Annotated in this window: 30 protein-coding genes; 10 read left to right on the top strand and 20 right to left on the bottom strand. The window is 65.3% G+C overall.

The window, feature by feature from the left end:
- Nucleotides 1–828, bottom strand: coding sequence for an SDR family oxidoreductase (locus tag H7J93_RS18560; RefSeq protein ID WP_267307747.1), 828 nt, complete (start codon nt 826–828; stop codon nt 1–3).
- 28 nt (nt 829–856) lie between these two features.
- Entirely contained in the window at nt 857–1,639 is a 783-nt protein-coding gene (locus H7J93_RS18555) for an SDR family NAD(P)-dependent oxidoreductase (RefSeq protein ID WP_267307746.1), read from the bottom strand.
- A 77-nt stretch (nt 1,640–1,716) separates the two neighbouring features.
- On the opposite strand from H7J93_RS18555, the gene H7J93_RS18550 reads away from it, so the two are divergent.
- Nucleotides 1,717–2,166, top strand: coding sequence for an SRPBCC family protein (locus H7J93_RS18550; RefSeq protein WP_276022159.1), 450 nt, complete (start codon nt 1,717–1,719; stop codon nt 2,164–2,166).
- 11 nt (nt 2,167–2,177) lie between these two features.
- Here H7J93_RS18550 and H7J93_RS18545 read toward each other — a convergent pair whose 3' ends face one another.
- The 7 genes from H7J93_RS18545 to H7J93_RS18515 form a co-directional block, all read right to left on the bottom strand.
- Nucleotides 2,178–3,059 (bottom strand): formylglycine-generating enzyme family protein, encoded by an 882-nt coding sequence (locus H7J93_RS18545; protein ID WP_267307744.1) that lies wholly within the window; start codon nt 3,057–3,059, stop codon nt 2,178–2,180.
- A gap of 90 nt (nt 3,060–3,149) precedes the next feature.
- Entirely contained in the window at nt 3,150–4,070 is a 921-nt protein-coding gene (locus H7J93_RS18540) for an HAD family hydrolase (protein WP_267307743.1), read from the bottom strand.
- Nucleotides 4,070–5,611 carry an arylsulfatase gene (locus H7J93_RS18535; RefSeq protein WP_267307742.1) on the bottom strand — a complete coding sequence of 514 codons (1,542 nt, stop codon included), beginning with the start codon at nt 5,609–5,611 and terminating at the stop codon, nt 4,070–4,072. Before H7J93_RS18535 ends, H7J93_RS18540 begins: the two co-directional genes overlap by 1 nt.
- A 118-nt stretch (nt 5,612–5,729) precedes the next feature.
- A complete protein-coding gene (locus H7J93_RS18530) occupies nt 5,730–6,842 on the bottom strand; it encodes a 3-beta-hydroxysteroid dehydrogenase (RefSeq protein ID WP_267307741.1) in 1,113 nt (370 codons plus the stop codon).
- 63 nt (nt 6,843–6,905) lie between these two features.
- Entirely contained in the window at nt 6,906–7,118 is a 213-nt protein-coding gene (locus H7J93_RS18525; RefSeq protein ID WP_083157430.1) for an exodeoxyribonuclease VII small subunit, read from the bottom strand.
- Nucleotides 7,115–8,359, bottom strand: coding sequence for an exodeoxyribonuclease VII large subunit (gene xseA, locus H7J93_RS18520; protein WP_267307740.1), 1,245 nt, complete (start codon nt 8,357–8,359; stop codon nt 7,115–7,117). The genes H7J93_RS18525 and xseA overlap by 4 nt, the downstream gene beginning before the upstream one ends.
- Before the next feature lie 21 nt (nt 8,360–8,380).
- The gene (locus tag H7J93_RS18515) at nt 8,381–8,941 is read right to left on the bottom strand and encodes a lipid droplet-associated protein (protein ID WP_267307739.1); all 561 of its coding nucleotides are present in this window, start codon (nt 8,939–8,941) and stop codon (nt 8,381–8,383) included.
- A 54-nt stretch (nt 8,942–8,995) separates the two neighbouring features.
- Between H7J93_RS18515 and H7J93_RS18510 the strand changes: the two genes are divergently transcribed.
- Entirely contained in the window at nt 8,996–9,997 is a 1,002-nt protein-coding gene (locus H7J93_RS18510; RefSeq protein WP_267307738.1) for a 4-hydroxy-3-methylbut-2-enyl diphosphate reductase, read from the top strand.
- A 4-nt stretch (nt 9,998–10,001) separates the two neighbouring features.
- Here H7J93_RS18510 and H7J93_RS18505 read toward each other — a convergent pair whose 3' ends face one another.
- Nucleotides 10,002–11,024, bottom strand: a complete 1,023-nt coding sequence (locus tag H7J93_RS18505; RefSeq protein WP_267307737.1) for a DUF6542 domain-containing protein — start codon at nt 11,022–11,024, stop codon at nt 10,002–10,004.
- A gap of 84 nt (nt 11,025–11,108) precedes the next feature.
- On the opposite strand from H7J93_RS18505, the gene ychF reads away from it, so the two are divergent.
- On the top strand, nt 11,109–12,182 hold the full coding sequence (gene ychF, locus H7J93_RS18500) for a redox-regulated ATPase YchF (RefSeq protein WP_267307736.1): 1,074 nt from the start codon (nt 11,109–11,111) through the stop codon (nt 12,180–12,182).
- A gap of 91 nt (nt 12,183–12,273) precedes the next feature.
- Nucleotides 12,274–12,609, top strand: coding sequence for a hypothetical protein (locus H7J93_RS18495; RefSeq protein WP_267307735.1), 336 nt, complete (start codon nt 12,274–12,276; stop codon nt 12,607–12,609).
- 10 nt (nt 12,610–12,619) lie between these two features.
- Here H7J93_RS18495 and H7J93_RS18490 read toward each other — a convergent pair whose 3' ends face one another.
- The 4 genes from H7J93_RS18490 to H7J93_RS18475 all read right to left on the bottom strand — a co-directional run bounded on the left by H7J93_RS18490 (nt 12,620) and on the right by H7J93_RS18475 (nt 15,208).
- Nucleotides 12,620–12,952 (bottom strand): DUF2510 domain-containing protein, encoded by a 333-nt coding sequence (locus H7J93_RS18490; protein ID WP_267307734.1) that lies wholly within the window; start codon nt 12,950–12,952, stop codon nt 12,620–12,622.
- Between the two features lie 891 nt (nt 12,953–13,843).
- The gene (locus H7J93_RS18485; RefSeq protein ID WP_267307733.1) at nt 13,844–14,218 is read right to left on the bottom strand and encodes a VOC family protein; all 375 of its coding nucleotides are present in this window, start codon (nt 14,216–14,218) and stop codon (nt 13,844–13,846) included.
- 294 nt (nt 14,219–14,512) lie between these two features.
- Nucleotides 14,513–14,812, bottom strand: coding sequence for a thiamine-binding protein (locus H7J93_RS18480; protein WP_267307732.1), 300 nt, complete (start codon nt 14,810–14,812; stop codon nt 14,513–14,515).
- A gap of 6 nt (nt 14,813–14,818) precedes the next feature.
- Nucleotides 14,819–15,208, bottom strand: a complete 390-nt coding sequence (locus tag H7J93_RS18475; protein WP_267307731.1) for a PPOX class F420-dependent oxidoreductase — start codon at nt 15,206–15,208, stop codon at nt 14,819–14,821.
- A 181-nt stretch (nt 15,209–15,389) separates the two neighbouring features.
- On the opposite strand from H7J93_RS18475, the gene H7J93_RS18470 reads away from it, so the two are divergent.
- Complete coding sequence (locus H7J93_RS18470; protein ID WP_267307730.1) at nt 15,390–15,590, top strand: ester cyclase; 201 nt, start codon at nt 15,390–15,392, stop codon at nt 15,588–15,590.
- On the top strand, nt 15,584–15,784 hold the full coding sequence (locus tag H7J93_RS18465) for an ester cyclase (protein WP_267307729.1): 201 nt from the start codon (nt 15,584–15,586) through the stop codon (nt 15,782–15,784). The genes H7J93_RS18470 and H7J93_RS18465 overlap by 7 nt, the downstream gene beginning before the upstream one ends.
- 8 nt (nt 15,785–15,792) lie before the next feature.
- Here H7J93_RS18465 and H7J93_RS18460 read toward each other — a convergent pair whose 3' ends face one another.
- Nucleotides 15,793–16,086, bottom strand: a complete 294-nt coding sequence (locus H7J93_RS18460; RefSeq protein ID WP_267307728.1) for a hypothetical protein — start codon at nt 16,084–16,086, stop codon at nt 15,793–15,795.
- Between the two features lie 31 nt (nt 16,087–16,117).
- A complete protein-coding gene (locus tag H7J93_RS18455; protein ID WP_267307727.1) occupies nt 16,118–17,302 on the bottom strand; it encodes an acyltransferase family protein in 1,185 nt (394 codons plus the stop codon).
- A 109-nt stretch (nt 17,303–17,411) separates the two neighbouring features.
- Here H7J93_RS18455 and H7J93_RS18450 point away from each other — a divergent pair, with 109 nt between their 5' ends.
- Together H7J93_RS18450 and H7J93_RS18445 are read left to right on the top strand one after the other, a co-directional pair.
- Nucleotides 17,412–18,743: a S1C family serine protease gene (locus H7J93_RS18450; protein ID WP_267307726.1), complete on the top strand. Its 1,332-nt coding sequence runs from the start codon at nt 17,412–17,414 to the stop codon at nt 18,741–18,743.
- A 101-nt stretch (nt 18,744–18,844) separates the two neighbouring features.
- Nucleotides 18,845–19,804, top strand: a complete 960-nt coding sequence (locus H7J93_RS18445; protein ID WP_267307725.1) for an LmeA family phospholipid-binding protein — start codon at nt 18,845–18,847, stop codon at nt 19,802–19,804.
- Here the strand turns inward: H7J93_RS18445 and H7J93_RS18440 are convergent.
- Nucleotides 19,801–20,505 carry a guanylate cyclase gene (locus H7J93_RS18440; protein ID WP_267307724.1) on the bottom strand — a complete coding sequence of 235 codons (705 nt, stop codon included), beginning with the start codon at nt 20,503–20,505 and terminating at the stop codon, nt 19,801–19,803. The genes H7J93_RS18445 and H7J93_RS18440 overlap by 4 nt on opposite strands.
- A gap of 26 nt (nt 20,506–20,531) precedes the next feature.
- Here H7J93_RS18440 and H7J93_RS18435 point away from each other — a divergent pair, with 26 nt between their 5' ends.
- Nucleotides 20,532–20,696: a hypothetical protein gene (locus H7J93_RS18435; protein ID WP_267307723.1), complete on the top strand. Its 165-nt coding sequence runs from the start codon at nt 20,532–20,534 to the stop codon at nt 20,694–20,696.
- On the opposite strand, the gene H7J93_RS18430 is transcribed toward H7J93_RS18435, so the two are convergent.
- Nucleotides 20,693–21,475 (bottom strand): adenylate/guanylate cyclase domain-containing protein, encoded by a 783-nt coding sequence (locus H7J93_RS18430; protein ID WP_267307722.1) that lies wholly within the window; start codon nt 21,473–21,475, stop codon nt 20,693–20,695. The genes H7J93_RS18435 and H7J93_RS18430 overlap by 4 nt on opposite strands.
- A gap of 31 nt (nt 21,476–21,506) precedes the next feature.
- On the opposite strand from H7J93_RS18430, the gene H7J93_RS18425 reads away from it, so the two are divergent.
- Complete coding sequence (locus tag H7J93_RS18425; RefSeq protein ID WP_267307853.1) at nt 21,507–22,469, top strand: hypothetical protein; 963 nt, start codon at nt 21,507–21,509, stop codon at nt 22,467–22,469.
- A 114-nt stretch (nt 22,470–22,583) separates the two neighbouring features.
- Here H7J93_RS18425 and H7J93_RS18420 read toward each other — a convergent pair whose 3' ends face one another.
- On the bottom strand, nt 22,584–25,490 hold the full coding sequence (locus H7J93_RS18420; protein ID WP_267307721.1) for an aminotransferase: 2,907 nt from the start codon (nt 25,488–25,490) through the stop codon (nt 22,584–22,586).
- Entirely contained in the window at nt 25,487–26,359 is an 873-nt protein-coding gene (locus tag H7J93_RS18415) for an alpha/beta fold hydrolase (protein WP_267307720.1), read from the bottom strand. The genes H7J93_RS18420 and H7J93_RS18415 overlap by 4 nt, the downstream gene beginning before the upstream one ends.
- Between the last annotated feature and the right edge of the window lie 12 nt (nt 26,360–26,371).

Raw genomic sequence — 26,371 nt, 5'->3', positions numbered from 1 at the left:
CTAGCGGACTTTGGACCGTGTCTCGACCTGTTTGGCGCGTTGCCCCTCGATGAACCGCATCGACAGCCGGTTCATCAATCCCGGCGCCAGCCGTGCGAAGAGCCACTGAGCGCGCGCGATGCGCGGTTTCACCAGGATCGCCTTCTTCTTCTCGATCGCGCGCAGCACATCGTTGGCGAGCTGGTCGGCGTCATACGGCTTTCCGCCCTGGGCCTGCAGGAAGTAGTCGCGACCGACGAACCCGCCGATCGCCCCCTTGTCGAGGATCGGTGTCTCGACCGCGGCCGGACACACGACCAGCACGCCGACACCGCGGGGCACGGCTTCCGATCGCAGCGCCAGCGACATGCCGACCACCGCGTGCTTGGTCGTGACGTAGCTGGTGATCTGGCCGGCTGCGGTGAGGCCCGCCATGGATGCGGTGTTGACGATCTGGCCGTGGCCCTGGCGCAGCATCACCGGGTAGGCCGCCGCGACGCCGTGCACGACACCGCGGATGTTGATGTCGATGATCGCGTTCCACTGGTCCAGCGTCAGCAGTTCGGTGTCGCCGCCCCAACAGATTCCCGCGTTGTTGAACATCAGGTCGAGCCTGCCGGCCCGGTCGACCACCTCATCGACCGCAGCTTGCAAAGCCGCGGCGTCGGTGACGTCGAGACGCGCCGCCCGCGCCTTGTCGCCAAGGGGCGCGGCGGTCTTCTCGGCGGCCGCACCGTCGATATCGGTGCACACCACCTCGGCGCCTGCCGCGACCAGTGCCCGGCACAGCGCGGCGCCGATACCCGAGCCGGCGCCCGTGACGATCGCCTGCTTGCCCGCGAAACTCATAGCTGTCTGTTCTTCGCGCGAGCGCTCATCACTGCGCTTCAGCCAATTTCATGACATGACCCAACACGTCCGGATACTTCTTCAGGTGTGCGCCGCCGTTGAGGTCGAGGACCTCGCCGGTCAACCATGAGTTCTTCGGCGAGCTGAGGAACACCACCGCGTCGGCGATCTCCTCCGGCTTGCCCGCGCGCCCGATCGCGGTGTTCTCGACGTAGTCCTCCACGAGGCCGGGTATGAGCGACGACCCCGCCGTCAGCGGTGTGTCCACGAAACCGGGCGCCACCGCGTTGACCCGGATACCGCGCGGGCCCCATTCGAGCGCCGCGACCTGGGTCAGCATCGAGAGGCCGGCCTTGGCGGCGCAATACGCGCTCATCCCGACGGCTGGTTGGCGTCCGTTCAGGGAACTGATGGACACCAGCGAGCCGCCTTCGCGCAGCTGCTGTCCGGCGTACTTGGCCACGATGAACGACCCGTTCAGGCAGACGTCGACGACGCTGCGGAACTCGTCGACGGACAAATCGGTGATCAGGCCGAGGCTGCCAAAGCCCGCACAGTTCACCACGACGTCCAGCGGGCCGATCTCAACGAACAGCCGCTCCACCGAGGCCTCGTCGGTGACGTCGACCTGCGCGGCGGAGTGCGGCGCGCCGAGTTCGGTGGCCCGATCACGGGCGCCGTCGCCATTGAGGTCGGCGATCGTCACGGTGCAGCCGTCACCGGCCAGCGCCTGCGCCGTCGCCCAGCCAATACCGGACGCCCCGCCGATGACAACCGCTTTCCTGGCCGCCCGCTCACTACCGTTGCTCATCCAGTTGCCCTTTCGACGGATGTGGAACGTGTTCCAACCTAGCGCTTTGGCACACTCGGTTCGTGGCTGAATTGAAGATGTCGGAGTCGATCTACGTGGCGGTGCGGCCGCAAGAGCTGTACGCGCTGGTGTCGGACGTGACCAGGACGGGGGAGTGGAGCCCCGTCTGCAAGGGATGCTGGTGGGACGAGGGCCAGGGCCCTGAGGTCGGTGCCTGGTTCACCGGCCGCAACGAGCTCCCCGAGCGCACCTGGGAGACCCGCAGCCAGGTCGTCGCCGCCGACCCCGGCCGCGAGTTCGCCTGGGAAGTCAACAACGGCTGGGTGCGCTGGGGCTACACCCTCGAACCCGAGGGTGACGGCACTCGCCTGACCGAGCACTGGGAGTTCCTTCCGAAAGGGATCGTCGGCTTCCACGAACGGTGGGGCGAGCACGCGGAGGCGCAGATCGAACACCGGCGCGCCCAGGCGGAGAGCGGCATCCCCGCCACGCTCGCCGCGATCAAGAAGGTCGCCGAAAGCGGCTGACCGAATGTCGATCAGCGCTTGACGCAGCGAAATCCGATGTGGCTCATGCCCGTGTCGACCGACTGCGGCCGACGCGCGGCCGGACGGTAGCGCAGGCAGTAGACGTCCGCGCACAGGAACGAGCCGCCCTTGACCACCTTGCGCGGTACTTGGAACTGCGGCTGCCGCGGATCGTAACTTTCTGAGGCACAACAGGGTTGGCTGTCACGGGTCGGGCCGTACCAGTCTGTGGTCCACTCCCAGACGTTGCCTGCCATGTCATACAGGCCATAGCCGTTGGGCGGGAAGCTGCCAACCGCGGTGGTGCGCCCGTACCCCTTGTCCGGCCGCCACGGAAAGTCGCCGTGCCAGTAGTTGGCAAGGGGTTGGTCCGAGTCTTCCGGTTCGTCGCCCCAGGTGTATTCCGTGTGGTCGAGTCCGCCCCTGGCCGCGGTCTCCCATTCGGCTTCGGTGGGCAACGACATGCAGGCCCACTCCGAATAGGCTTCGGCGTCTTCGTATGCCACGTGCACGACGGGGTGCTCGGCGCGTTTGTCGATCGACGACAGCGGGCCGACGGGATGGCGCCACGACGCTCCCGGCGTCCACGTCCACCACGAATTGAGGTGTCGAAGATCCACCGGCCCTTGGGTACGGGTGAACACCATCGACCCCGGCTTCAGGTTCGCCGGTGGGGCGTCCGGGTAGTCGACGGGATCCAAGGGGCGCTCGGCGACAGTGAGATAGCCAGTGGCATCGACGAATTCGGCGAACTGAGAGTTGATGACGGCTTTGGACATCATCCAGAATCCGTCGACACCGGTGGGCCGTGCCGGCGCCTCCTCGGGGTAATGCCGATCGGAGCCCAGGACAGCGGTCTGCCCTGGAATCCACACGAGGTCATCCGTGGTCATGGCACGCCTCAACCCACGCCGAGACTGTGGTGAGATCGCGATTTGGTCGAAAAATGCGATCTGCCCGCAGTTTCGCAACCTCGAAACACATCAGTCACCGAAGACGGTCGCCCAGTCGTTCTTCATGCTCACGACGGTCCAGCCGTACTGCGCCGCGTGCTCGAGCGCCCGTTCCGCGCCTGCGGTGTAGTCGAATTCGCGTTCGGCATCGTCGTGCAGCACCAACAAGCGCAGGGCCGCGGCCCCCGGCCGTCCGGAATACTGCAGCATCTCGTCATCACCGTTGGAATTGCCCGCCGACAGGATCGGACGCCTGCCGATTCGGCTCCAGATGCGCACCGGCTTCTCGGGACCGTCGTCGAAGATGTCCAGCGCCGGCTGGATCACCAGGTCGCCGTGCCCCTCGGCTCCATCGAATTTCAGACCCTGAGCGCTTCCCACGACGCGCTCGGGCGGGATGCCGTAGATCGCTGCGGTGATCGGCCGCATGAAATCGCGTCCGCCACCGGAGACGATGTAGCAGATGAAGCCGTGATCCTCGAGATACCGCAACAACTCAACCATGGGCGCGTAAATGCACTCGGTGTACGGCCGGCCCAACGTGGGGTGTTTCGCCTCGGCGAAGAAGGCCGCCACCCGCGCCGCGTGGTCTTCGACGCTCATCGACTCGTGCAGCGACATCACCGCCTGCGCAAGAACATTCAGATCCGAGTCGTCGCCCTGGTAGTGCTTGGTGATCGCACCGCCGAACCACTGCAAGTCGCCTGCGACCGCCGCCTGGTACGGCTGTTGTGCGGCCAAGGATCCGTCGGCCGAGGCTTTCTCCGCCAGTCTGCGCACGATGAAATCCAGCTGGATGTACATCGGTTTCTCACACCACAGCGTGCCGTCGTTGTCGAACACAGCAACCCGCGCTTCCGGAGCGACGTAATCCGGCCCTTCGGAGGTGACCCGTCCCACGAAATCGACGATCGCGGACTTTGTGGGACCGTCGATCCACGACTCGAGCACTAGTCTCCCGCGAGGAATTCTTCGAGCTTCTTGACGATCTGATCGATGCTGAAGCTGGCCGGCGGATGTCGCGGCGGGAACTCTCTGAACGTGTCGAGGAACATGGATGCCATGGCCGTCGCGTAGAAGGCGAAGTAGTCGTGGCGCAGGAACCACTCGTAGTACGTGTTGGACGTGATGTCTGCGTACTCGAACGGATCGGTGCGCAGGTTGAACAGCTTCGGCACCCGCAGCGGTATGAACGGCTCCGCCCATGTCCGTAACGTGCCCTGGCACCGCTGCTCGGCGAAGACGATCTTCCAGTTCTCGAACCGCATCGCGACCAGTTGGGCATCGTCGTTGAAATAGAAGAACCCACGGCGCGGGCTGTGTTCCACCTCGCCGAGCAGATAGGGCAACAGGTTGAACCCGTCGATGTGAACCTTGTACTCGACATCGCCGATCCGGTAACCCTTCTTCAGCTTGTCCATGACGTCGGGATCGCCCGCCGCCGCGAGCAGAGTGGGCAGCCAGTCATGGTGCTGGATGATGTCGTTGGACACCGTGCCCGCCTTGATCTTTCCGGGCCAGCGGATCAATTCGGGAACCCGGTATGCGCCTTCCCAGTTGGTGTTCTTCTCGCTGCGGAACGGTGTGGTGCCCGCATCCGGCCACGAGTTACGGTGTGGGCCGTTGTCGGTGGAGTAGATGACGATGGTGTCGTCGGCAACGCCGAGCTCGTCGAGCGCGTCGAGGACGGTCCCCACATTCTTGTCGTGATCGATCATCGCGTCGTGATACTCGGACTGCCATAGACCGGCCTGCCCGCGACTCTCCGGCTTGACGTGTGTGTACAGGTGCATGTGGGTGAAGTTGCACCAGACGAAGAACGGATTGCCCGCGGTGTGTTGCCGCTTGATGTAGTCCACCGTCGCGTCGGCGATGTCGTCGTCGATGGTCTCCATGCGTTTGGCGGTGAGTGGTCCGGTGTCCTCGATGACCTGTTTCCCGACCGGACCGAACTTCGGGTCGTCGGGTTCGGTCGACACCTCGTCGATCGCCCTGCATTTGAGCACGCCGCGTGGAAGCACCGCTTCGTAAAGGCGTGGGAATTGGTCCTTGTGCGGGTAGTCGAACTGCTCGGGCTCCTCCTCGGCGTTGAGGTGATACAGGTTGCCGAAGAACTCGTCGAAGCCGTGCACCGTCGGTAGGTACTTGTTCAGATCGCCGAAGTGGTTCTTGCCGAACTGACCCGTCGCGTAGCCGAGTGGCTTGAGCAGTTCGGCGATGGTGGGGTCCTCGGCGGCCCAGCCGATGTCCACCCCCGGGATGCCGACCTTGCTCATCCCGGTGCGGTAGACGCTTTGCCCGCTGATGAAAGCCGCACGACCCGCAGTACAGCTTTGTTCGCCGTAGGAGTCGGTGAAGCGCATGCCCTCGGCGGCGATGCGGTCGATGTTGGGAGTGCGGTACCCCATCAGGCCGTCGCTGTAGCAGCTGAGGTTGGAGATCCCGATGTCGTCGCCCCAGATGACCAGAATGTTCGGTTTCCCGTCAGGCATGACGACACCTCGCCCCGTTCGACGTCGAACTCGCTCCTCAGGGCAAGGCTAGGCGCATCACGCACAGTTTCGAAGGGGGTTGCACCGAATCTCAGCACCGCTGCGACCCGTGGAGGCGTCAGCCCTCCGGGGGCGCGGTTGCGGCGACGCTGATCGCCGGGCCCTTGGCCTCGTTCTGCATCTTGTCGAACAGTTCGACGTAGTAGGGCAGGCAGTCTTTCATCGCCTGCTCGGTGGTGAACAGCGGCTGGTATCCGAGTTCGCGCTGCGCCTTGGCGATGGAGAAGTAGTTGTCGAGGTACAGCCGCTCCACCCCGAGGGGCTCGACCATCGGCTTGGGTATCCCGAAGCGGAAGTGCAGCCACTGCCACACCGTCATCGCGAACCACACCAGCCGGCCGGGCACCCGGACCTTCGGATAGCGCTGACCGCAGGCCTCCACCACCGGCCGCGAGAACTCGAACATGTTGATCGGCTCGCCGTCATTGATGAAGTACGCCTGACCGGGCGCGGCCCCGCCGGGCACCAGATGCTGGGCGGCGAGGATGAATCCGTGAATCAGGTTGTGTACGTAGGAGTTATCGAGTTTGACGTTCTTACTGCCGACCAGCACCTTGACGTGTCCCGCCAGCACGCTCTCGAACACCTTGCGGAACATGGTCTGATCGCCGCGACCCCAGATGCCGCTCGGCCGGATCGAGCAAGTGAGCAACCCGTCGACGCCGTTCTGGGACAGCACGAACTTCTCCGCGACCACCTTCGTCTCGGTGTAGAGGTCGTTGAATCGCTCTGTGTAGGGCAGGGTTTCGTCGCCGCCGGAGATCTTCTTCCCGCCCATGACCACACTGTTGGACGCGGTGTAGACGAATCGTTTCGCACCGGCGGCCTGCGCGGCTCGCACCAGGTTCTCGGTGCCGGTGACATTCACCGAGAAGCTGCGCTGCCGGTATTCCTCGGTGACCGATGCGCCGCCCATTAGGTCGATGATCGCAGCGGTGTGAAAGACGGTGTCGACGCCGGCGACTGCTGCGGCCACGGTCTCGGGATCGCAGATGTCGCCCTCGAGGACGTCGAGACGCGGATGCGCAGGCAGCGGCGAGGGGGCGCGATCGAACGAGCGGACCTCGTGACCTCGTTCGAGCAGTTCGGTCACCAGGTTGGCGCCGACGAATCCGGAGCCGCCCGTGACGAGCACGCGGCCGAGGTCGGTGGTCAACGTTGAATCACCCATGCCGGGCAGCCTAACTGAAACGTGTTACAGTTTCGACCCCTCGCGGCGGGGGTCCTTCCCATGTCAACTTTCTTCCGGCTCCCTGGCGGCCAATACATCCTCGACTCGCTTGCGGGCACCAGCTAAATGCTCCTCGCAGCGTTTGGCCAGTTCTTCGCCGCGTTCCCACAATTTCAGCGATGCATCGAGATCGAGTCCGCCCTGCTCCAACTGCTGCACCACCGCAACGAGCTCATCGCGTGCTTCCTCGTACCCCAGCTCACTAATGGGCTTCATTTGGATGTCCCTTCTGGACCGTCGCTGACAGCCGTGACCGCACCGTCGGCCACCCGAATCCGCAGCCGCGCACCCTTGGGTGCATCCGCAGTGGTCCGCAGCACCCTCCCAGTGCTGGAGGCGTCTGGCAGCGTCTGCACGACCGCATAGCCGCGCGCCAGGGTGGCCGCCGGTCCCAGGGTGGCCAGCCGGGCCGACAGATGCCCGACGCGGTCGGCCTCTGCGGCCACCAGGCGATTGATGTCGCGCCGCGCGGCGGCGCGGGCACGCTGTATCTCCTCGGACCGGGCGGTGAGGGCGGCCAGCGGCGAGGCGAGAACTGGCCGATTGCGCAATTGGTCGAGGTGATGCTGTTCGCGGTGCACCCAGTTCCGCAGCGCACGGCCGCCGCGTCGGCACAGATCCCGGATCGTCGCCTGTTCGGCAGCCGCGTCGGGGACGATGCGTTTGGCTGCGTCGGTGGGTGTGGCCGCGCGCAGGTCGGCCACCAGGTCGCAGATCGGATTGTCGGGTTCGTGGCCGATGGCGCTCACGACAGGTGTTGTGCACTTGGCGATCTCGCGGCACAGCGTCTCGTCGTAGAAGGGCAGCAGCGCGTCGATGTCGCCGCCGCCGCGGGCGATGACGATGACGTCGACATGCGGGTGCGCGTCGAGCTCACGCAGCGCCTCCACGACCTGAGGAACGGTGTTGGGTCCCTGTACCGCCGTGTTGCGGATGGCGAACCGCACTGCGGGCCAACGATTCTGCGCGACGGAGACGACGTCACGTTCGGCCGCCGACGCACGTCCGGTGATGAGGCCGACGGTGTTCGGCAGGAAGGGCAGTGGCCTCTTGAGGCGCGGATCGAACAGGCCCTCGGCCTCCAGCAGCTTACGCAGCCGTTCGATGCGCTCGAGCAGTTCGCCGAGTCCCACCGCGCGAATCTCGTTCACCCGCAACGCAAGAGTGCCCCGACCGGGGTGGAACTGCAGCTTGCCGTGCATGATGACCTGCACACCCTCGGTGAGTTTCACCGGTGCGTTCTCGACGAGGTCGCGCGGGCACATCACGGACAGTGACATGTCGGCGGCTGGGTCGCGCAGCATGATGAACGCGACGGTGGGTCGCAGATTCAGCTGGGCGATCTGGCCCTCCACCCACACCGTGCCGAGCTTGTCGATGTACTTCGCGACGCGGGTCGACACCGCGCGCACCGGCCAGGGATTGTCGGGCGACTTGCCCGGCTCCGCCTCAGTCATCTCCCGCACCCGCCGGGGCGGTCACTTCGCGGTCGCGCGGGTGATCCTGTTGGACAGCAGCGTCTGGAAGGGCGCACGCGCCTTGGTGGCGTTCTCGTACTCCAGCAGCGCCTGTAGATCTGCGACCCGCAACGACGTCAGCCGGGCACGCAGCTGCGCCAGGGTGAGCGACTCGTAATCGAGCTCTTCGACGATCTCGGGCACGTTGTTGGTCGACCGCGCGACCGGTTCGGCCGCAGCGGCCTTGTCGACCTCGGGTTCGCCGCCGGTGAAGAGCGCGAAACGCCCTTCGGTGAGGCGTTCGCCGTCCACCGCCGGCTTCGCGGGCTCGTCTTCGAGGTCCTCGTCGAAGGTGGCCCACTCGGGCTGCTCGTCCTTCGGGGGAAACAGCGAGTCGAGGGTCTCGTCACCCTTGATCACCAGGTCGGCGACGTCTTGCTGCACTTTCATCACCAGGTGGGCGATCTGACTCGCCACGGTCATCGGGTACGTGAGGATGGTCTGCGGAATCTTGCGGGTTTCCTCGATGGCGGTCACCGCCGCACCTACCAGCAGACGAACCCCATACGGTGCAGTTGCCATGCGCTCCAGACTACGGTTGGCCTCTTGAGCCCGCGTGTCAGTACCCTTGGAAACATGCCACCGACTATCAACATGGGGATTCCGGGCGCATCGAGCTCGGTCACCGGTGGCGTCACAGGCAAGCGGGTGTTGCTGGCCGAGCCGCGCGGGTATTGCGCCGGGGTCGACCGTGCCGTGGAGACCGTGGAGCGCGCCCTCGAGAAGCACGGCGCGCCGGTCTACGTGCGGCACGAGATCGTGCACAACGTGCACGTCGTGGAGACATTGGCCAAGGCGGGCGCGATCTTCGTCGACGAGACCGACGAGGTGCCCGAGGGCGCCATCGTGGTGTTCTCCGCCCACGGTGTCGCGCCGACGGTCCATCAGACCGCGGCCGAGCGCAACCTGAAGGTCATCGACGCCACCTGCCCGCTGGTCACGAAGGTGCACAACGAGGCCAAGCGTTTTGCTCGCGACGACTACGACATCCTGCTCATCGGCCACGAAGGCCACGAAGAGGTCGTCGGCACCGCAGGTGAGGCACCCGATCACGTGCAGCTGGTCGACGGGCCCGATTCCGTCGACAGCGTCACGATCCGCGATGAGAACAAGGTGATCTGGCTGTCGCAGACCACGTTGAGTGTGGACGAGACGATGGAGACGGTGCGCCGGCTGCGGGAACGCTTCCCGACGCTGCAGGATCCGCCCAGCGACGACATCTGCTACGCCACCCAGAACCGCCAGGTCGCGGTCAAGGCGATGGCGCCCGAATGCGAGCTGGTGATCGTCGTTGGATCACGCAATTCGTCGAACTCCGTGCGGCTGGTCGAGGTCGCGTTGAACGCGGGCTCCGACGCCGCCCACCTGGTGGATTACGCCGAAGACATCGACCCTGCCTGGCTTGACGGTGTGACGACCGTCGGTGTGACGTCCGGCGCGTCGGTGCCGGAACTGCTCGTGCGCGGTGTCCTCGAGCGGCTCGCCGAGTACGGCTACGACACGGTCCAGCCGGTGACGACGGCCAACGAGACGCTGGTCTTCGCCCTGCCCAGAGAGATCCGTCCGGCCCGCGCCTGACGGGTCAGATGTCGTACTCCCAGTTCTCGACCGCTCGCTCACGCGCTGACCGTCGCGGTGCGCGGTACTGGTCGTAGTCCTCGCCGTCTTCGCCACCGCGGTAGCGCACGCGTGACACCGGGTGATGGGTGCCGTTGCCGTTGCCGCCGTAAGACAGCGGCGGCAGGTCGTCCTCGTAGCGGCGCCGACGCTCGGGGCGCTCGTATCCGCTGCGACGTTCGGGGGGCGGCTCGTCGTAGCGGCGCCTGCGCTGACCAGTCCCGGACCGGGGCTTGCGGCGGGGTTCGATGGGCGGCTCGCCCTGTCGCCTGGGGCGCGGGCGGCGTGGCCGGTCGGCCACCGGTTCGATGATCTCGGTCTCAGGGGGACGGGCGTGTCGCGAGCGCGACGGCGCCGAGCGGGTCGTCGGCCTGCCGGAGCGGCTCGGCGATCTGGGGCGCCGGTCGGCGGTGCTGCGCCGACGTGGCGGTTCGTCGGCCTCGTCGCCGGCTTTGCGGGCCGCGAGCAGAGCGGAGATCTTGGCGACCGCCGTCGCTACCAGACCCTCGCCGCTCGGCTCGTCTTTTTCAGTTGTGCTCGGCGTGCCGCGACGCGAGGACATCCCGATGTACCACCGAGCCATGCCGATGAGCAGCACCACCGCGGATGTGAAGAACATCAGCGGGAAGCGCTCGATGAGCGGGTAGGCACAGTTGATCAGGGTGTCCTTGAGATTCGACAGCTGACTGTCGGTGAACACGAAGTAGGCCATCGGAACGGCGGCGAACAGCAGCAGCGGGGGCTGAATGACCGCGGTGAAGAGTCCCGCCTGTCGCACCGCCAGCACCGCGAGAATGCAGCCGACCACGTAGGTGCCCGCGAAGACCGCCGTCAGTTGTTTGGTGCCGGTCCCCGCGTCGTAGGCGAATCCGACGGCCATCAATGTCGCAGCGATGAGCACAGCACCCCACCAGGGCACGCCTGGGATATTGGGGTGCACGGAACGGTGGTCAGCCGTGACGGCTGACCGTGCGCGCTGTGCTGACACACGTCGACCGTACCGGCTGTCGACTGGAGAGGCTGCGAGCGCGCTGCTGGCGAGCCCGTCACAGTCTCCTAGACTGTCGTCCCTGTGAGCCTGAACCTCGGAATCGTGGGACTGCCCAACGTCGGCAAGTCAACGCTGTTCAACGCGTTGACGCGCAACGACGTGCTGGCGGCCAACTACCCGTTCGCGACGATCGAGCCGAACGAGGGTGTCGTCCCGCTGCCCGATCCCCGGCTCGGCGAACTCGCGAAGATGTTTGGCTCGGAGAAGCTCGTTCATGCGCCGGTCACGTTTGTCGACATCGCAGGAATTGTCAGAGGCGCATCCGAAGGCGCCGGCCTGGGAAACAAGTTCCTTGCCAACATCCGCGAGAGCGATGCGATCTGCCAGGTGGTCCGGGTGTTCACCGACGATGACGTGGCTCACGTCGACGGCCGCGTCGACCCGAAGTCCGACATCGAGATCATCGAGACCGAACTGATCCTCGCCGACATGCAGACGCTGGAACGTGCGTTGCCGCGGTTGGAGAAGGAGGCACGCACCCACAAGGACCGCCGCCCGGTGTACGAGGCGGCAGTGGCCGCGCAGGCGGTGTTGGACAGCGGCAAGACGCTGTTCGCCGCCGGGGTGGACACGACTCTTTTACGTGAGCTGAACCTGCTGACCACCAAACCGTTCCTGTACGTGTTCAACGCCGACGAGGGGGTGCTGACCGACGAGGCCCGGGTCGCGGAGTTGCGCGAAATGGTCGCGCCCGCTGATGCGGTGTTCCTCGACGCGAAGATCGAGGCGGAACTGCAGGAGCTCGACGACGAGTCTGCTGCCGAGCTGTTGGAGTCGATCGGCCAGACCGAGCGGGGCCTGGATGCGTTGGCGCGGGCGGGTTTCCACACGTTGAAGCTGCAGACCTATCTGACCGCGGGACCGAAAGAGGCGCGCGCCTGGACAATTCACCAGGGCGACACGGCGCCCAAGGCTGCCGGCGTCATCCACACCGATTTCGAGAAAGGCTTCATCAAGGCCGAGGTCGTGTCGTTCGACGACCTGAAAGAGGCAGGGTCGATGGCCGCCGCAAAGGCGGCGGGCAAGGTCCGGATGGAGGGCAAGGACTACGTCATGCAGGACGGTGACGTGGTCGAGTTCAGGTTTAACGTCTAGGCGCGTGCCGGTCGCAATGTCAGGCTGACAGTTTCACGACGCCTATATGTCCATGGCGACGCTGTCAGCTGCACATTGTGCACGGTCTTGCTTGCGCTACGTCATGCAGGACGGCGACGTGGTGGAGTTCCGCTTCAATGTCCAGGGGCCTCGCACCGGGGATGATGGGGCTGTGAACTTCTGCCCAGCTTGCGGGTTCGACCAGACTGAGCCGCCCCGGCGGGACGACATCCCTTCAATGGAGATCTGCAAATGCTGCGGGCTTCAGTTCGGCTACGACGATGCGTTCGGCGAACCGGACATGCGCGAGGCGTTCTATCGCGGCTGGCGGGCCAAATGGCGGCTGGATGGCTGCCGATGGTGGAGCACATCCGGTCCGCCCGATGGCTGGTCGCCGAAGGAACAACTCGCGAGTCGCGGCTTCTAGTAGCGCAGGATCACTTTCGTACTACCTGAACGATCGCGCCGATCAGACCGACGAGAAATCCCCCGATGCTTGCCAACCAGAGGCCGAACAAGGCAAACCCGATGATGTTCGGGAAGAGTGAATCGTTCGCCGCAGCTCCGAACGCCAGTTGCATCGCAACAAACGCCACGATCGCCGTCACCAGGCTCGCTACCAATAGGAAAACGAAGCGGCGCAATGCTTTCGACGGAGGCGGCGCCGCTGGTACTTCGATTGGCAATACCTGGTCAGTCCACTTCATTCCATCGAAGTAGCGCCTGGTTGGTCCTCCAGAGGGGTCCGGATACCATCCCGGCGCACTCATTGCACCGACTCCGCGACAACGTCAATACAAACTGTCTCGGTATCCAACTCAGCCCCCCGGCTGCCAGATGTGGTTCCACTCGGCACGCTAGTCGGTTCGATGTGCTGACAGAGCGGTTCGGCGCGAGAATTCATGATCGAGGGAATCAGACAGCCTTTCCGAGCGACTGCAGCGGAGTGCGCGACCACGTTCGAGCAGGACGGCGCGGGGTAACAGTCGCCAACGTCGCGGTAAGTCGGCGTCGGACCGCTAGCCGATGGAAGGGCTGCCCGTCGTTGACTCCTTGACAGGCATACGCGATCGCCGGCGTGCTCGATCTCTGGGGCCACCATGACATCGCCTTGTGGCTTGACGGAACGTTCGAGGGTCCACTGCATGAGGTCGCCCCGTTCGATTGCCTCGATCGCCGGGTGTTGATTTGTGTCATCGACAACAAGGCCTGGGCGGAGAAGGCCCGTGAGTGTTGTTATGCACTGTCGGACGAAATCGAGAGCGGCGTGCTTCCGTTTTTTCTTCGACGGGCTGCTAGTCGCATGTTCTCTCCGTGAGGCGCAAGAGCGTATAGCAGACATGCCGGAGTTGTTCGACCGCGTCCCGGCTCGATCACGGGTAGCCGATGATGGGGGTGACGAGTGGATACTCGATGATGACTGGGATTTCGTCAGTGATCACTTTGTTGACGATTGTCGCTGGGACGAGTGGGAAGTCCCAGTTATCAACAACCATCCTCTCCTTGCTGCCATGCTTCGGGATAGGCATCTGTATACCTGGTTCGATCCCACGGAACCGTCGGGTCCGGGGTATCTCCAACGCTTGATGGGCTTGGTCGTGGACGACCAGCCTCAGAATGCCGAGGCGTGACGGCGACTTGTGAAGTCGCGGTTCAACGCCTTACGCGGGCCCGTCGAAATACTGCACGAGGCAGAATTCATGACCCTCGGGATCCAGCATGTTCAGCACGACCCCTTCGTCGTAGTCATGTCGGACACCTGAGAAGTGGCCACCGAGATCCTCGACCTGCCGACGTCCGGTGTCGATGTCGTCGACCTCCACGTCGAGGTGAATCCGAACCTTCGTGACTTTGGCCTCGGGTACGCGCTGGAAGGTGAGGCGGGGTAAGGACCCAGCGCGCGACCCCACGGTCGCCCAGTTCGGATCATCCCCGTGCTCGTTCGACCCTGGAATGCCGAGCAGCGCAGCCCAAAACGCCGACATCCGAACAGGATCAGCGCAATCGATGGTCACTCCAGACCAGCGGTTTGCCATAGTTTCTCCATTGGGCCGGGCGGTTCAACCGGTGACCGACGAAGTCGGGTAAGGATACGACGGAGCCTGCGGTCGGCTCCCGCGTGCGTGACCAGGTTTCGAGCACGACGGCGCGGGGTAACAAGTCGCCAACGTCGCGATGGGTCGGCGTAGGACCGCTAGCCGGAGGAAAGCTCATGATTCCGTTCATCTGCCCCACCTGCGGGCGCTTCGACATCGACAGCCCCGACTGCACGTCCTGCGTCACCGCCGTCGACGAAGACGTCGCCGCCGCTTGACGTAGGCCCTGCCGGATCAGTCGCGCAGCGCATCCTCGATGCGCTGGACCTTGGCGGTCAGCTGGCCGGTATGACCCGGCCGGATGTCGGCCTTCAATACAAGGCTGACCCGTGGCGACACGGCTGCCACCGCATCGACCGCCTGTTTGACGACCGCCATCACCTCGTCCCACTCGCCTTCGATGTTGGTGAACATGGCGTTGGTCTCGTTGGGCAGTCCTGACGCCCGGACCACTCGTACCGCCTCCGCGACGGCCGCGCTGACGCTGCCGTGGTCGCCTCCACCCGACGGGCTGACGCTGAACGCCACGAGCATGATCGTCTACTGCTTGCTGTATGCGGTCGGACGCACGACCAGGATCACGCGGTCAGCCTTGTCGGCGGGCGGTTCGGTCAGCGGGCCGTCGTACCGGTCGTTGAGTTCGAGATAGAACTTGCCTTCGGGGTCGGGCACGATCTCTTCCACGACACCACGCACCTCGAGGTAGCGGTACGGGTTGTCAGGGTCGACGACCGACATCGCCACGGCCGGGTTCGCCTTGATGTTGCGGTATTTCTGCCGCTTGCTGGTGTGGGTGAAGCGCAACACCTCGCCGTCCCAGGCAAACCACATCGCGTTGACCTGAGGCGTGCCGTCAGGCCGGACGGTGGCCAGGTGCCCGTACAACGGGCGCTCGAGCAGTGATTCGTAGCTCTCGGGAACGGCGGCCATGGTCATCCTCTCGCTATCGGTGACGTCTATGCGGTTCTGGCGCATATCTTTTCAGCGGGATCGAGCCTACCGAGATCCGCGTTGACTCTGCGTCGAGGGCGGTTGCCGCTCGCATTCTTGCGTCCTGTGCGCAGAGTCAACTTCCTGTTCGTGGCTGCGGCAGACCATAGTGAAGCGTGTGATGAGCGACCGCGATCTGAGCGACGTCTATCGCGACTACCTGCGGTGCCTGAATGAGCGGCAGTGGCCAAGGCTGGGGGAGTTCGTGGCCGAGCAGCTGTCGTATAACGGGAAGCGCATGACCCTCGGCGACTACCGAGCGATGTTGGAGAACGACACCCAGGCCACGCCGGACCTGCAAATCGCGCGGACCTGTTGCTGACCGACGACCAGTTCGTCGCGTGCCGGCTGTACTTCCGGTGCACCCCGCAGCGCCCATTCCTCGGTTTCGAGCCCACCGGTGCGCAAGTGTCGTTCGCCGAGCACGTCTTCTACCGGTTCGACAAGCAACGGATCGTCGAAGTCTGGTCATTGATCGACACCCAGGCGGTTCGCGAGCAGTTGGCTCGGCCGTAACCGACGCCTCAGCTGTCGCTCGGCTCCACGAAGGAGATGGCGCAGATCAGCGTGAGCAACCCGAAGATGACGATGGCGGACAGCAGATCGCCCCATTGAAACGGGTAGAGCTCACCGTCGATCGACAACACCAGCACCGTTTCGATCACGGCGAACAACAGGAAGAACGCACCGAACAGCGTGCGGGAAACCTTGCGATGCAACGCGGTCCGGCGCAGTTCGATGATCAGGGTCAACAGCAGCACAGGAAGGACCTGCGAAAGGGCCGAAGCTGTCGGCCCGTCCATCACCACGATCGTCACGAGTTGGCTCCGCCCATCGCATCGGACGCTATCAAGCGTCGACAGCTTCACCTAGTGAACGGCGGCGGTGTGTTCGCCCACTCGTTGGAGGGCCGAACGTAGTCCACCGACGCAGGAGCCAAGCCTGCGGGACCGTCAACGCCAGGGTGACCGCCAACACGATCGACCATGAACCGGTGAAGGCCGGCCAGTGCAACACCGACGCCATCACGATCTCCATCGTGATCACATGCAGCAGAAAGGTCTCGTAGGAGATCTCGCCGAGCCAGACGACCGGTGCCGCGCTCAACAGTCGCTGGAGGCCGTTGCCGCTGTTCAGAACCAACGCGGCAACGGCCGCCCACGCGATAACGGCGTATAGCGCGACCTTGATGAGGGTCTGCTCCAGTGTCACCTGTCCGAAGTTGATGTCCCCGGCGACCGACGTGGACACGACCAGGTAGCTGAGCACCGCGAGAGAGCCCACGGGCAGCAACTTCACGCGCACCCCGATGACCTGGAGCACCGCCATCACCATTCCACCGACGAAGTAGACGAGGTGTGCCGGCAGCCACATGCCTGCAGAGCCGGGCAACAAGTCGGTGGCGTACTGCACCCAGAGCCACAGCGGAGTGATCGCGGCCAGCGAAGCCAGTCCCAACAGCAGCAGTCCCGGTCGCCACGCCCCCTTGCAGAGCACCGAAAGCAGTAGCGCCGCCATCAGCGGCAGCACCGCGTAGAAGGCGAATTCGACTGCCAGACTCCAGGTCTGGGTCAGGCCCTGATGCATCACGAAAAAGTAGACCGGTTCGTAGATCTGGGTCAGCGTCAGATGGTGCAGCAGACCCGTCCAGGTGTGCCCGGGATTGGGTCCGGCGTCGCGAAACTGGTACAGCGCGTAGGCGATCAGGACGACAACGAGATAAGCCGGCGCGATGCGCTGGATGCGACGAAAAGCGTAGCGGCGCAGCGACGGCGAGGGAGTCCCGGCTGCGGCCGCTCTCACCCACGGCCGGAACAACAGAAATCCAGACAGCGCGAAGAAGATCGGGACGCCGATTTCCAAGCGCGCATAGAGCGCCCCGAGGTAGCCGTTCGCCAGCTGCCCAGTGCCGTATGCGGCGTGCGTCCCCACGATGAGCAGCGCCGCGACTGCGCGGAGACCCGTGAGCGAAGCTGTTCTCTCCGCGAGGAGCGGACGCGGAGATGGCCTCGGGGGCAGAGCCTCTCGGGGCATGAAAAGTCGTCGACTCTCCATAGGTATCTCTCAGTTCGCTCTCAGATGTCTAAGGCATGGTGGGCTAATCAACTGTGAAATTTGAGGATTCAGGAGCGAACCAGACGTCATGACCAACACACCGCCGCGTGCCCCACGACAATCTCATTATCCGCGCTACGCGGAACACGTTATGGGACAAGCACACCCGAATGACGTTCGGAACGAATCGTATCGCTCCCCGTGGGACTGGCGCCACCCGGGACAGGTGGTTACTCCGCCATATGACCCGTATCACACTGCACATCAACCCATTCCGTCCGCGCCTCAAACGCCTCCCGGGACGCAGCCGAAGCGTTCGCGTCGCCGCTTCACGATGATCGGCGGTGCCGTCGCTGTCGCTGTGGTGAGCGGTGGGATCGGTGCGGCCGCGGTGGCCGGCCAGTCGGAACCCTCGGCTGCTGCCGCACGGACTGCGGTGGCCGATGAGCCGACCAGCAGGCCGGCGGCGAACCTGCCCGCTGGGACAGTGGAGCAGGTGGCCGCCAAGGTGATGCCCAGCGTGGTCAAGCTGCAGATCGCCTCGGGCCGGCAGAGCGGAGAGGGCTCGGGCATCGTGATCTCTGAGGACGGGCTGATCCTGACCAACAATCACGTGGTCGCTGCCGCGGCCGGCCCCGCGGGCTACTCGTCCGGCCGCGGTGTTCGGGCCACCGTGTCGTTCGCCGACGGCCAGACCGTTCCGTTCGAGGTGGTCGGAACGGACCCCGCAGGTGATATCGCCGTGGTTCGCGCCAAGGGCGTTTCGGGCCTCACCCCGATCACCTTCGGGTCGTCGGCCGATGTGCAGGTCGGTCAGGACGTCGTCGCCATCGGCTCACCGCTGGGCCTTCAGGGGACGGTCACCACGGGCATCGTCAGCGCATTGAACCGTCCGGTCTCCGCAGGAGATGGCGGCGACGACGTCACGGTGCTCGACGCCATCCAGACCGACGCCGCGATCAACCCTGGCAACTCCGGCGGTGCACTGGTGAACATGAACGGTGAGCTGATCGGGGTGAACTCCGCGATCGCGACGCTCGGTGGCGGGCAGGAAGGTGCCGGGCCGCCGAACGGCTCGATCGGCCTCGGCTTCGCGATCCCGTCCGATCAGGCCAAGCGCATCGCCGAGGAGCTGATCGCCAACGGCACAGCCAGCCACGGCTCGCTCGGGGTGCAGATCAGCCAGGACCCCAGCGCCCCCGGTGCCGCGATCGCGCGCGTTGTCGACGGCAGCCCCGCCGCTGTGGCGGGCGTGCCCAGCGGCGTGGTGGTGACCAAGGTCGACGACCGGGTGATCGACGGCCCAGAGGCGCTGGTCGCAGCGGTGCGGTCGAAGGCGCCCGGCGACACCGTCACCCTGACTTTTGTCGACGAGTCCGGTTCAGCTCAGACCGCCGAGGTCACCCTCGGCGAGGCGTAGCGATCTCGGTGCGTCGACGACCGTCGGCGCACCGAAATCACGCCCTTCCCGATCGTCGGGCTTTGCGTCCCGTCGCAACCGGATAGGGCACAATCGCGCACGTGCCCCCGCCGCAACGCCCCGGTCCACCTGGCTGGCGCGGCCGGGCCACGCCGCCGCCGGACCCGGCCACCCAGAAGCTGCCGTCGGCGGGGCAGTCGGAGGCGCCGACGGACCGGCTCGGTGCCCAGCGTCGGTCCGCCCTCGACGGTCCGACACGCAGGATCCGGCGGGCACCGTCACCGGCCGATGCGAGACCGACGCAGAGAATCCCTCCGGTTGCGGCACCACCGTCGACACCGCGCCGCCGCAACCGGCAGGCGGTCATCCTGATGGCGGTGATCGTGCTCGCGCTGTTGGCGGGCGGGCTGGCGGGTGCCGAGCTCTACGCCCGGCACCGCGCGGACTCGATCCTGGTGGAGGTCGCCGAATGTGTCGTCGAAGACGGCGCCTCGGTCTCGTTCGGTGTGAATCCGCCCTTCCTGTGGCAGTACCTCACCGGCGACTACACCAATATCTCGGTGACGACGGACGGCAACCGCGTGCAGAGCGCCAACGGGATGACAGCTGAAGTCACGCTCGAAGACGTCCGGTTGGCCGAGTCGCGCGACTCCAAGGGCACCATCGGGTCGCTCAGCGCGACTCTCAATTGGAAGTCCGAGGGAATCAAGGACACCGTTGTCGAAAACCTGCCCGGTGTCGGCAATCTCGTCACAGGAGTGCGCACCGACCGTGTCGCGGGCACGGTGATTCTGGACGCCGGCGACAACAACGTCACCGCCAAACCCGTCGTCACCGACGGGGACCTGAATCTGGAAGTGCTCGAGGTCACCGGCCCGCTACCGAAGGACACGGTGCAGGAAGCTCTCGACGGCCTGACCAAGAAGCTGAACGACAACTATCCGCTCGGAATCCACGCTGACAGTGTGGAAGTCACCGATACCGGAGTCGTCGGGAAATTCTCCAGCCGCAACGCGTCCATCCCCAACGAGGACGCCAATCCCTGTTTCGCGCGCCTCTAACCGGTCGGCGGATCGACGATGACGGCGATCTCCTTGCCCAGCTTGTATCCCGGCGCCAGCGGCAAATCGTCGCCGCTCCAGAACACGCCAGGGTCGAACCAGTTGTAGTGCTTCTCCGTCGACAGCAGTCCCATTTCCTCGTACGTGATTGCGACGGTTTCCGCGCAGTACGCCGTCTCGAGGCCCACTTGTAGTTTCTCCTTCTTCCGCTTCTGCGTTGCCTCGCGAACCTTGCTGTGCACGAACGGAAGTCCCCGCGTGAAGTCGGCGGCGTTCAAGCGGCCGCGAAACCACCGGCCCGTCAGCCGTGCGGTGCTGGGAAACGGTGTGCCATCCATGCGGGCCACCACCTTCAGAGCCAGGTCCTCCTGCTCACGGGTGGCGTACGGTGTCAGCTCGCGGAGCCAGCAGCGTTGGTGATAGTTGTGCACCCATCGCTCCACGACCTGCCGTGCATCGTTCAGCTGAACTCCGCGGTGATTGCCGCCCGTCCACATGTCGGTCAGCTTGTCGCCCAGTTCGGCATGCCAGATCAGCGGTGGCAGATCCTCGACCGCGATCGTCATCCCGACGTGGTTGACCGGGCTGTTGCTCATCGTCTGGATCGCCCGATCGGGCCCCGACCTGCCCCGGAAGAGCCAGAGATCGCCCGTACGAGTCTCGTCGAGGGCCTTCTCCAGCGATACCGTGCTTTGATTCACCCCCAGAGCTTAGGCAGACTCACGGCATGCGCAGCATATGGAAGTGGATCGGACTCGCGGGGGTCGCCGGCGTGGTGGCAGGCGGTGCGTTGGTCGCGCGCGATCAACGTCGTCGCAACGCCTACACACCTGAGGACATCCGCGCACGACTCCACAAGCGCGTCGCCGAGGCCGACAAAACAACCGATTAGGCCGCAACGGCGTAGAGCCGGTGAGTGCCGCCGAATCCCTTGAGGTCGGCCTCTCGACCGTCGTCGAACTCGAAACCGTCCACGTCGGTGAGCGCATCGCGGACCACCTTGCTGACCAGCACCTCACCGCCATCGGCTGCGCTGGCCACCCGGGCGGCCATTGCGACGTTGCGCCCGAACAGATCGTCGCCACGCCGCACCGATTTACCCATGTGGATTCCGATGCGCACCCGAATACCGTTGCTGTCCCTGCGAAGTGAGCGCTGGATGTCGAGGCTGCACCGCACCGCCTGGTCGGGTTGGGCGAAGGCCACCATGAAACCGTCGCCCTGGCTCTTCACCACGTGGCCCGAATACTTCGCCACATGCCGGCGCACCATCTTGTCGTGCCGGCTGATCAGCCTGACCCAGGCGCGATCCCCGATGCGTTCGTTGAGCGCCGTCGACTCCTCGATGTCGGAGAACAGGATTGCGACGCGTCCGCTGGGGGCCAGCTTGGCCAGGTCCGGACGTTCGACCTCGGCCCAGTCCGCGAGGTCCTCGATCGAGGATCGTACGGCGGCACCGAGCCCGTCCTTGCGCAGGATGTTCGCCGTCTGCCAGACCGTCTTGACGGCTTCGCGGCCGCCCGAGAGCAGCATGTTCCTGGTGTCGACGCGACTGCGCAACTCGTCGAGTTCCTCGCGGTCGCGGCGGCGCTGCACGAAGAGAACGATGAGGGCGACCGCTTCCGCCGCGGCGACCGCAGCGAGTACGTAGGCCGCGATCTGTGCACCCATCACCCCCCAAGTATTGGATGCTGAACCCGTGATGTCGAAGAGTTCGGCTGAGGCCCCGTACTACGAGAGTCGCTACATCCGGGCCAACCACCCTGACCGGGCACAGGCGCTCTGGTTACGGGAGACGTTGCTGTTGCCGACGGCAGGTGACCCCGTCGCGGACGTCTGGGTGATGCTGTTCGACCCGGACGGGGCGGGAAACCGTGCGCTCAAGGAGCCGTACCCGATCGACGCAGCAGAATACGGCTACGACGACTGGACCGCGCGGATCGCCGCCACCACCCTCGACGACCGGTCGGCCCAGGGCGTCGTCACGGGTGGCAGCCGGTCGGCGCGCTGGGACCTGAGCATCGCGCCCGGCGCGGAAGAGCCGGTCAAACTCCTCACCGAGCGTGCCTACAAGGCGCGTATCCCGACGGCCAAGACCACCGTGCGACATCCTTTGGCGCAGTTCAACGGACTGCTCGAACTCGACGACGTTCGCGTCGTCGTCGATGACTGGACTGGCAGCATCAACCACAACTGGGGGTCCAAGCACACGCCCGCATACGCCTTCGGTCAGGTGTGCGGGTTCGACAACGCGCCGGAGTCGACGTTGGAGATCGTCACGGCCCGCGCCGCGATCGGCCCGCTGCTGACGCCGTCGGCCACGCTGTTCGTATTCCGTCATGTCGGAGAGGAATTCGCGGTTCGCTCGATCCGGCACAGCCTGCAGACTCATGCGCGCTATCAGCCGTTCTCGTGGTCGTTCGGCGGCCGGATCGGGAATCACATGATCGAAGGGGAGATTTCGGCCGAACCGGGCGATGTCATCGGCCTCACGTACACCGACACCGACGGCGGCCAGAAGTACTGCTACAACTCCGCGATCGCCACCTGCCGGATGCAGGTGGCGGGCAAGGCGTTTACGCGTGAGGAGCTGGTCGCATCGCGGCGCGCGATGTTCGAGATCCTCACCGATACCCGGCACGACACGGTGCCGCTGTTGGCCTGAGCTCTGGCGCGCTAAGAACCTCCGGCGAGCAGACGCGAAACCCCTCTGACACGCCGCAAATTAGGGGTGTTCACGTCTGCTCGCGGGTGGAAATTTCGCGGGGGGAATGGAGCGCTAGAAGCCTTCGGTAAGCACCCGGTCGAGCGTGTCGACGTAGAAGTCGGCGCCTTCGACGTCAATGCACAAGGGCGGCTTGGTCTTCAGGATGTTCTGGTGATCGCCGGTCGGCTGGATGATCACACCGAGTTCGAGCATGCGGTCACAGATCGCGGCGGTCTCCTCGGTCGCGGGTTCGAGTGTCTCGGCGTCGCGGATCATCTCGACACCGAGATACAGGCCGATCCCGTGCACGGTGCCGATGATCGGATGCCGCTGCTGCAACGCCTGCAGGCGTGCCTTGAGATGGCCCCCGACGCGGGACGCGTTGTCCTGCAGTCCTTCCTCGCGCAACACGTCGAGCACCGTGATACCGATCGCGCACGACAGCGGGCTGCCACCGGTCGACGAGAAGAAGTAGCCCTGCGACGAGAACCTGTCGGCGACGTCACGGCTGGTGATCACCGCGCCCAGCGGGTAGCCGTTACCCGTCGACTTCGCGATCGACACGATGTCGGGCACCGCATCCTGCTGCTGAAAGCCCCAGAACCATTCGCCTAGACGGCCATACCCGACCTGGACCTCATCGGAGATGGCGAGACCGCCGCCCGCGCGCACCGCCGCATACACCTGCTTCAGATAGCCGTCGGGCAACGCCATGCCGCCCGCGTTGCCGTAGACGCTCTCGCAGATGAAGGCGGCGGGGGCTCGACCACCTGCGATCAGTTCCTCGATCTGCCGCACCGCGTCCGCCGCGTAATGCACCGCCTCCGCCCCGCGGTACTTGCCGCGGAAGCTGTTTGGTGACTCCACCGTGTGCACCCAATCCGGCCGGGTCGCAAGCGCATTCGGGTTGTCGGCGATCGAGGTCGACACCGCATCGGTGCCGTACGTCCACCCGTGGTAGGCCTCCCTGACCGCGACGACATCGCGGCGACCGGTCGCCGCCGTCGCCAGCCGGATCGCCAGATCGCTTGCCTCCGAACCGGAATTCACCAGGAACACCGTGTCCAGCGGGTCGGGGAGGGTGGCGGCCAGCCGCTCGCTGAACTCGACCACCGCTTCGTAGTTGAACCGCGAATTCGTGTTGAGCTTGCGCAGCTGACGCGCCGCGGTGTCGGCCACTCGTGGATGGGCATGGCCCAGCACGGTCACGTTGTTCACCATGTCGAGGTAGCAGCGCCCTCGGGTCGACAGCAGGTAGTTGCGCCACCCGCGCTCGATCTGCGGCGGCTCCCGGTAGTAGTGCTCCTGCACCGGCGCGAAGCTCGCGTTGCGGCGTGACAACAAATCAGTCGTCATCGGTGCCTGCGCAGCGTCCAACCCGAGCAGCGGACGTGGATCCCGGGTCAGCGCAAGCCAACCCGGCGCCAACTCCGCCGTCGTGAACAGCGGCGCCTGCGGTGCGCCGACGGGCTGCACGCCGATGTGCACCCAATGCTCGGCGGCTGCTTGCGCCAGCGTTTCACCGGCGCGCAAGCTGCCCGACGCCGGCGCCTGCACACCGGACAGTGTCAGTTCGACGTCGCCGCCCCGAAACGTCACGACGTCGGTGGAGGCGTTGACGACCTCGCCGTCCCACGGGGCACACAGATCGAGCTGCGATGCCGGCCACATGTTGATGCCCGTCGGTACGACAGCGGGGCTCTCCTGGCTCAACTTCGGTGCCCGGTTGAGCCTCGGCTGTCCGTACTCGGTGACCACCAGCTCGGCACCGTCGCTGACGGCGGCCCGTGCCTGGGCATCCTCGACATCCATTGAAAGCCAGCGGCCGTCGTCGTAGGCATCGGACGCCGTGGTCAGGTCCAGCGTCACCACCGACGCGCTGACAAGCGGGGCCGTCATCTCCACGGCCGCGGCCGCTCGGCTCAGCCCGAGGTCTGCCTTGATGACCTCGGTCATGACCTCCATCGGCACTGAGGTGGCCCGCTCGAACATGCGCCATTCGCCGTCGGACTGTTTGGTCACGTAGTCGTTGTCGGGATCGAGCGCGGCCTGCTGCGCACCGCTAACGATCAGCACCGCGGTGCGCAACACCAACAGCGGCCACAGTGCCTCTGCCTCAACCGCCGACAGCGGCCGAATGCTGTTGAACGCCCTGATCACCGGCAGCACCGACGTCGGATCGCTGCCCGCATGCCCGAGCACGCACGACGCGGTGATCGCGAGCTCGGCGACCGCCCAACTGTCCGTCAGATCGCCGAAGTCGATGACCCCGTCCGCGCGGACGCCACCGCGCTCTCGCGATACCACCACGTTCGCATCGGTCAGATCCAAATGGACCGCCTGCCGCGGCAATTCCTCGGCCAACGGTGCAATGCGCGACCATGCCTCCTGCGCCGCGCTGTCCAACTCGGCTCGATGCGTCGCGTCGGAAACATGTGAAAGCAGTTCGGCGACAACATCGGCGCCGTAGCGCAGATCCCATTGCAGGATCCGGTCCAGGCCGGGATGAAAGAAGCCGGCCAGGGCCCGGCTCACCCGACCCGCGACGTCACCCAGACCGGCGGCCACCGTTGGCGACAGGTAGCCCGCCTCCAGCAGCGTCCCACCCGGCAGATAGCGCAGCAGTCGTACATATGCCGTGTCATCCGTCAAACCCGTTATCGCCGTGCACTTCTCGCCCGCGATGTTCGGAACCGGCACGGCGACCCGCAGCTGGGGCTCGGCCCTGGCGATCAGGTCCGCCGCAAGGTCCTGCGCCTCGATCTCGGTTGCGTTGAAGGCCGGATTCGCAATCTTCAACACGCCGACGATCGCCCCGTCTTCGTCGATGACGGTGAAGTTTCGATCCTGCTGACTACCCAGCGGTTTGGCGCGGGCACGCAATCCGTAGTGCTCGCGCAGAATCTGCTCAGCCTGTTCCTCGCTCACCTGCGGCGCCGGCAGCTCCGGCTCCTCGAGGAAGTTGAATCCGACGGTCACTTGAGGACGAACTGCACCACGACTTCGGAGAATGCGTCGTTGTCGTCTCCGGCGGCCGTGTGCCCCGCCTCGGAGAGCTCGACGAACTCGGCGCGAGGCACCTTCTCGAGAAAGTCCTTGACACCTTCAGTGCTGACCACATCGGAGAGCTTGCCACGGATGAGCAGGATCGGGATGGTCGAATTGATCACCGCGCGCTCCAGCTTCTCCACCCGGACGAACGGGTCGTCCATCGGAGCGGTGAGAAACGCCGGGTCCCAGTGCCAGTACCACCGTCCGTCGCGCAGACGCAGGTTCTTTTTCAACCCCTCAGGGCTGCGGGGCTTCGTGCGATACGGCAGATATGCGGCCACGGCGTCGGCGGCCTCGTCCAGTGACGCGAAACCCTCGATGCCGCTGGCCATGAACTCGCGAATGCGGGCGCTGCCGTCCTTCTCGTAGCGGGGCACCACGTCGACGAGGACGAGTTTGGTCACCTTCTCCGGACCGGCGGCGTCAGCGACGAGCATTCCCGTCATTCCGCCCATGCTCGCGCCGATCAGGATCACCGGGCGATCGATCTGGTCGATGACGGCAAGCGTGTCGCTGCACAGCGCGTCCACCGTGTAGTTCGCTTTCGGTGCCCGATCGCTGTCGCCGTGCCCGCGGCTGTCCAGGGCGACGACGTGTAGACCCTGGTCGGCCAGGATCTGCCCGGTTTTCTTCCACGAGAACCTGTTCTGGCCGCCCCCGTGCAGCATCAGCACCGTCGGCCGGTCCGCGGCCGAGGACGCCCCGCGGTTCCACTCATCGGCGACGAGGGTGATGTCGGTGCCCTCGGCGGGTGCGCGGAACTTCACCGTTTGCGGTTCGCTGGGTGTGCTGCTCACGGACGTCCTCTC

The sequence above is a fragment of the Mycobacterium barrassiae genome (assembly GCF_025822765.1).
Taxonomy (GTDB): domain Bacteria; phylum Actinomycetota; class Actinomycetes; order Mycobacteriales; family Mycobacteriaceae; genus Mycobacterium; species Mycobacterium barrassiae.
This window is presented reverse-complemented; position numbering and strand designations above follow the sequence as displayed.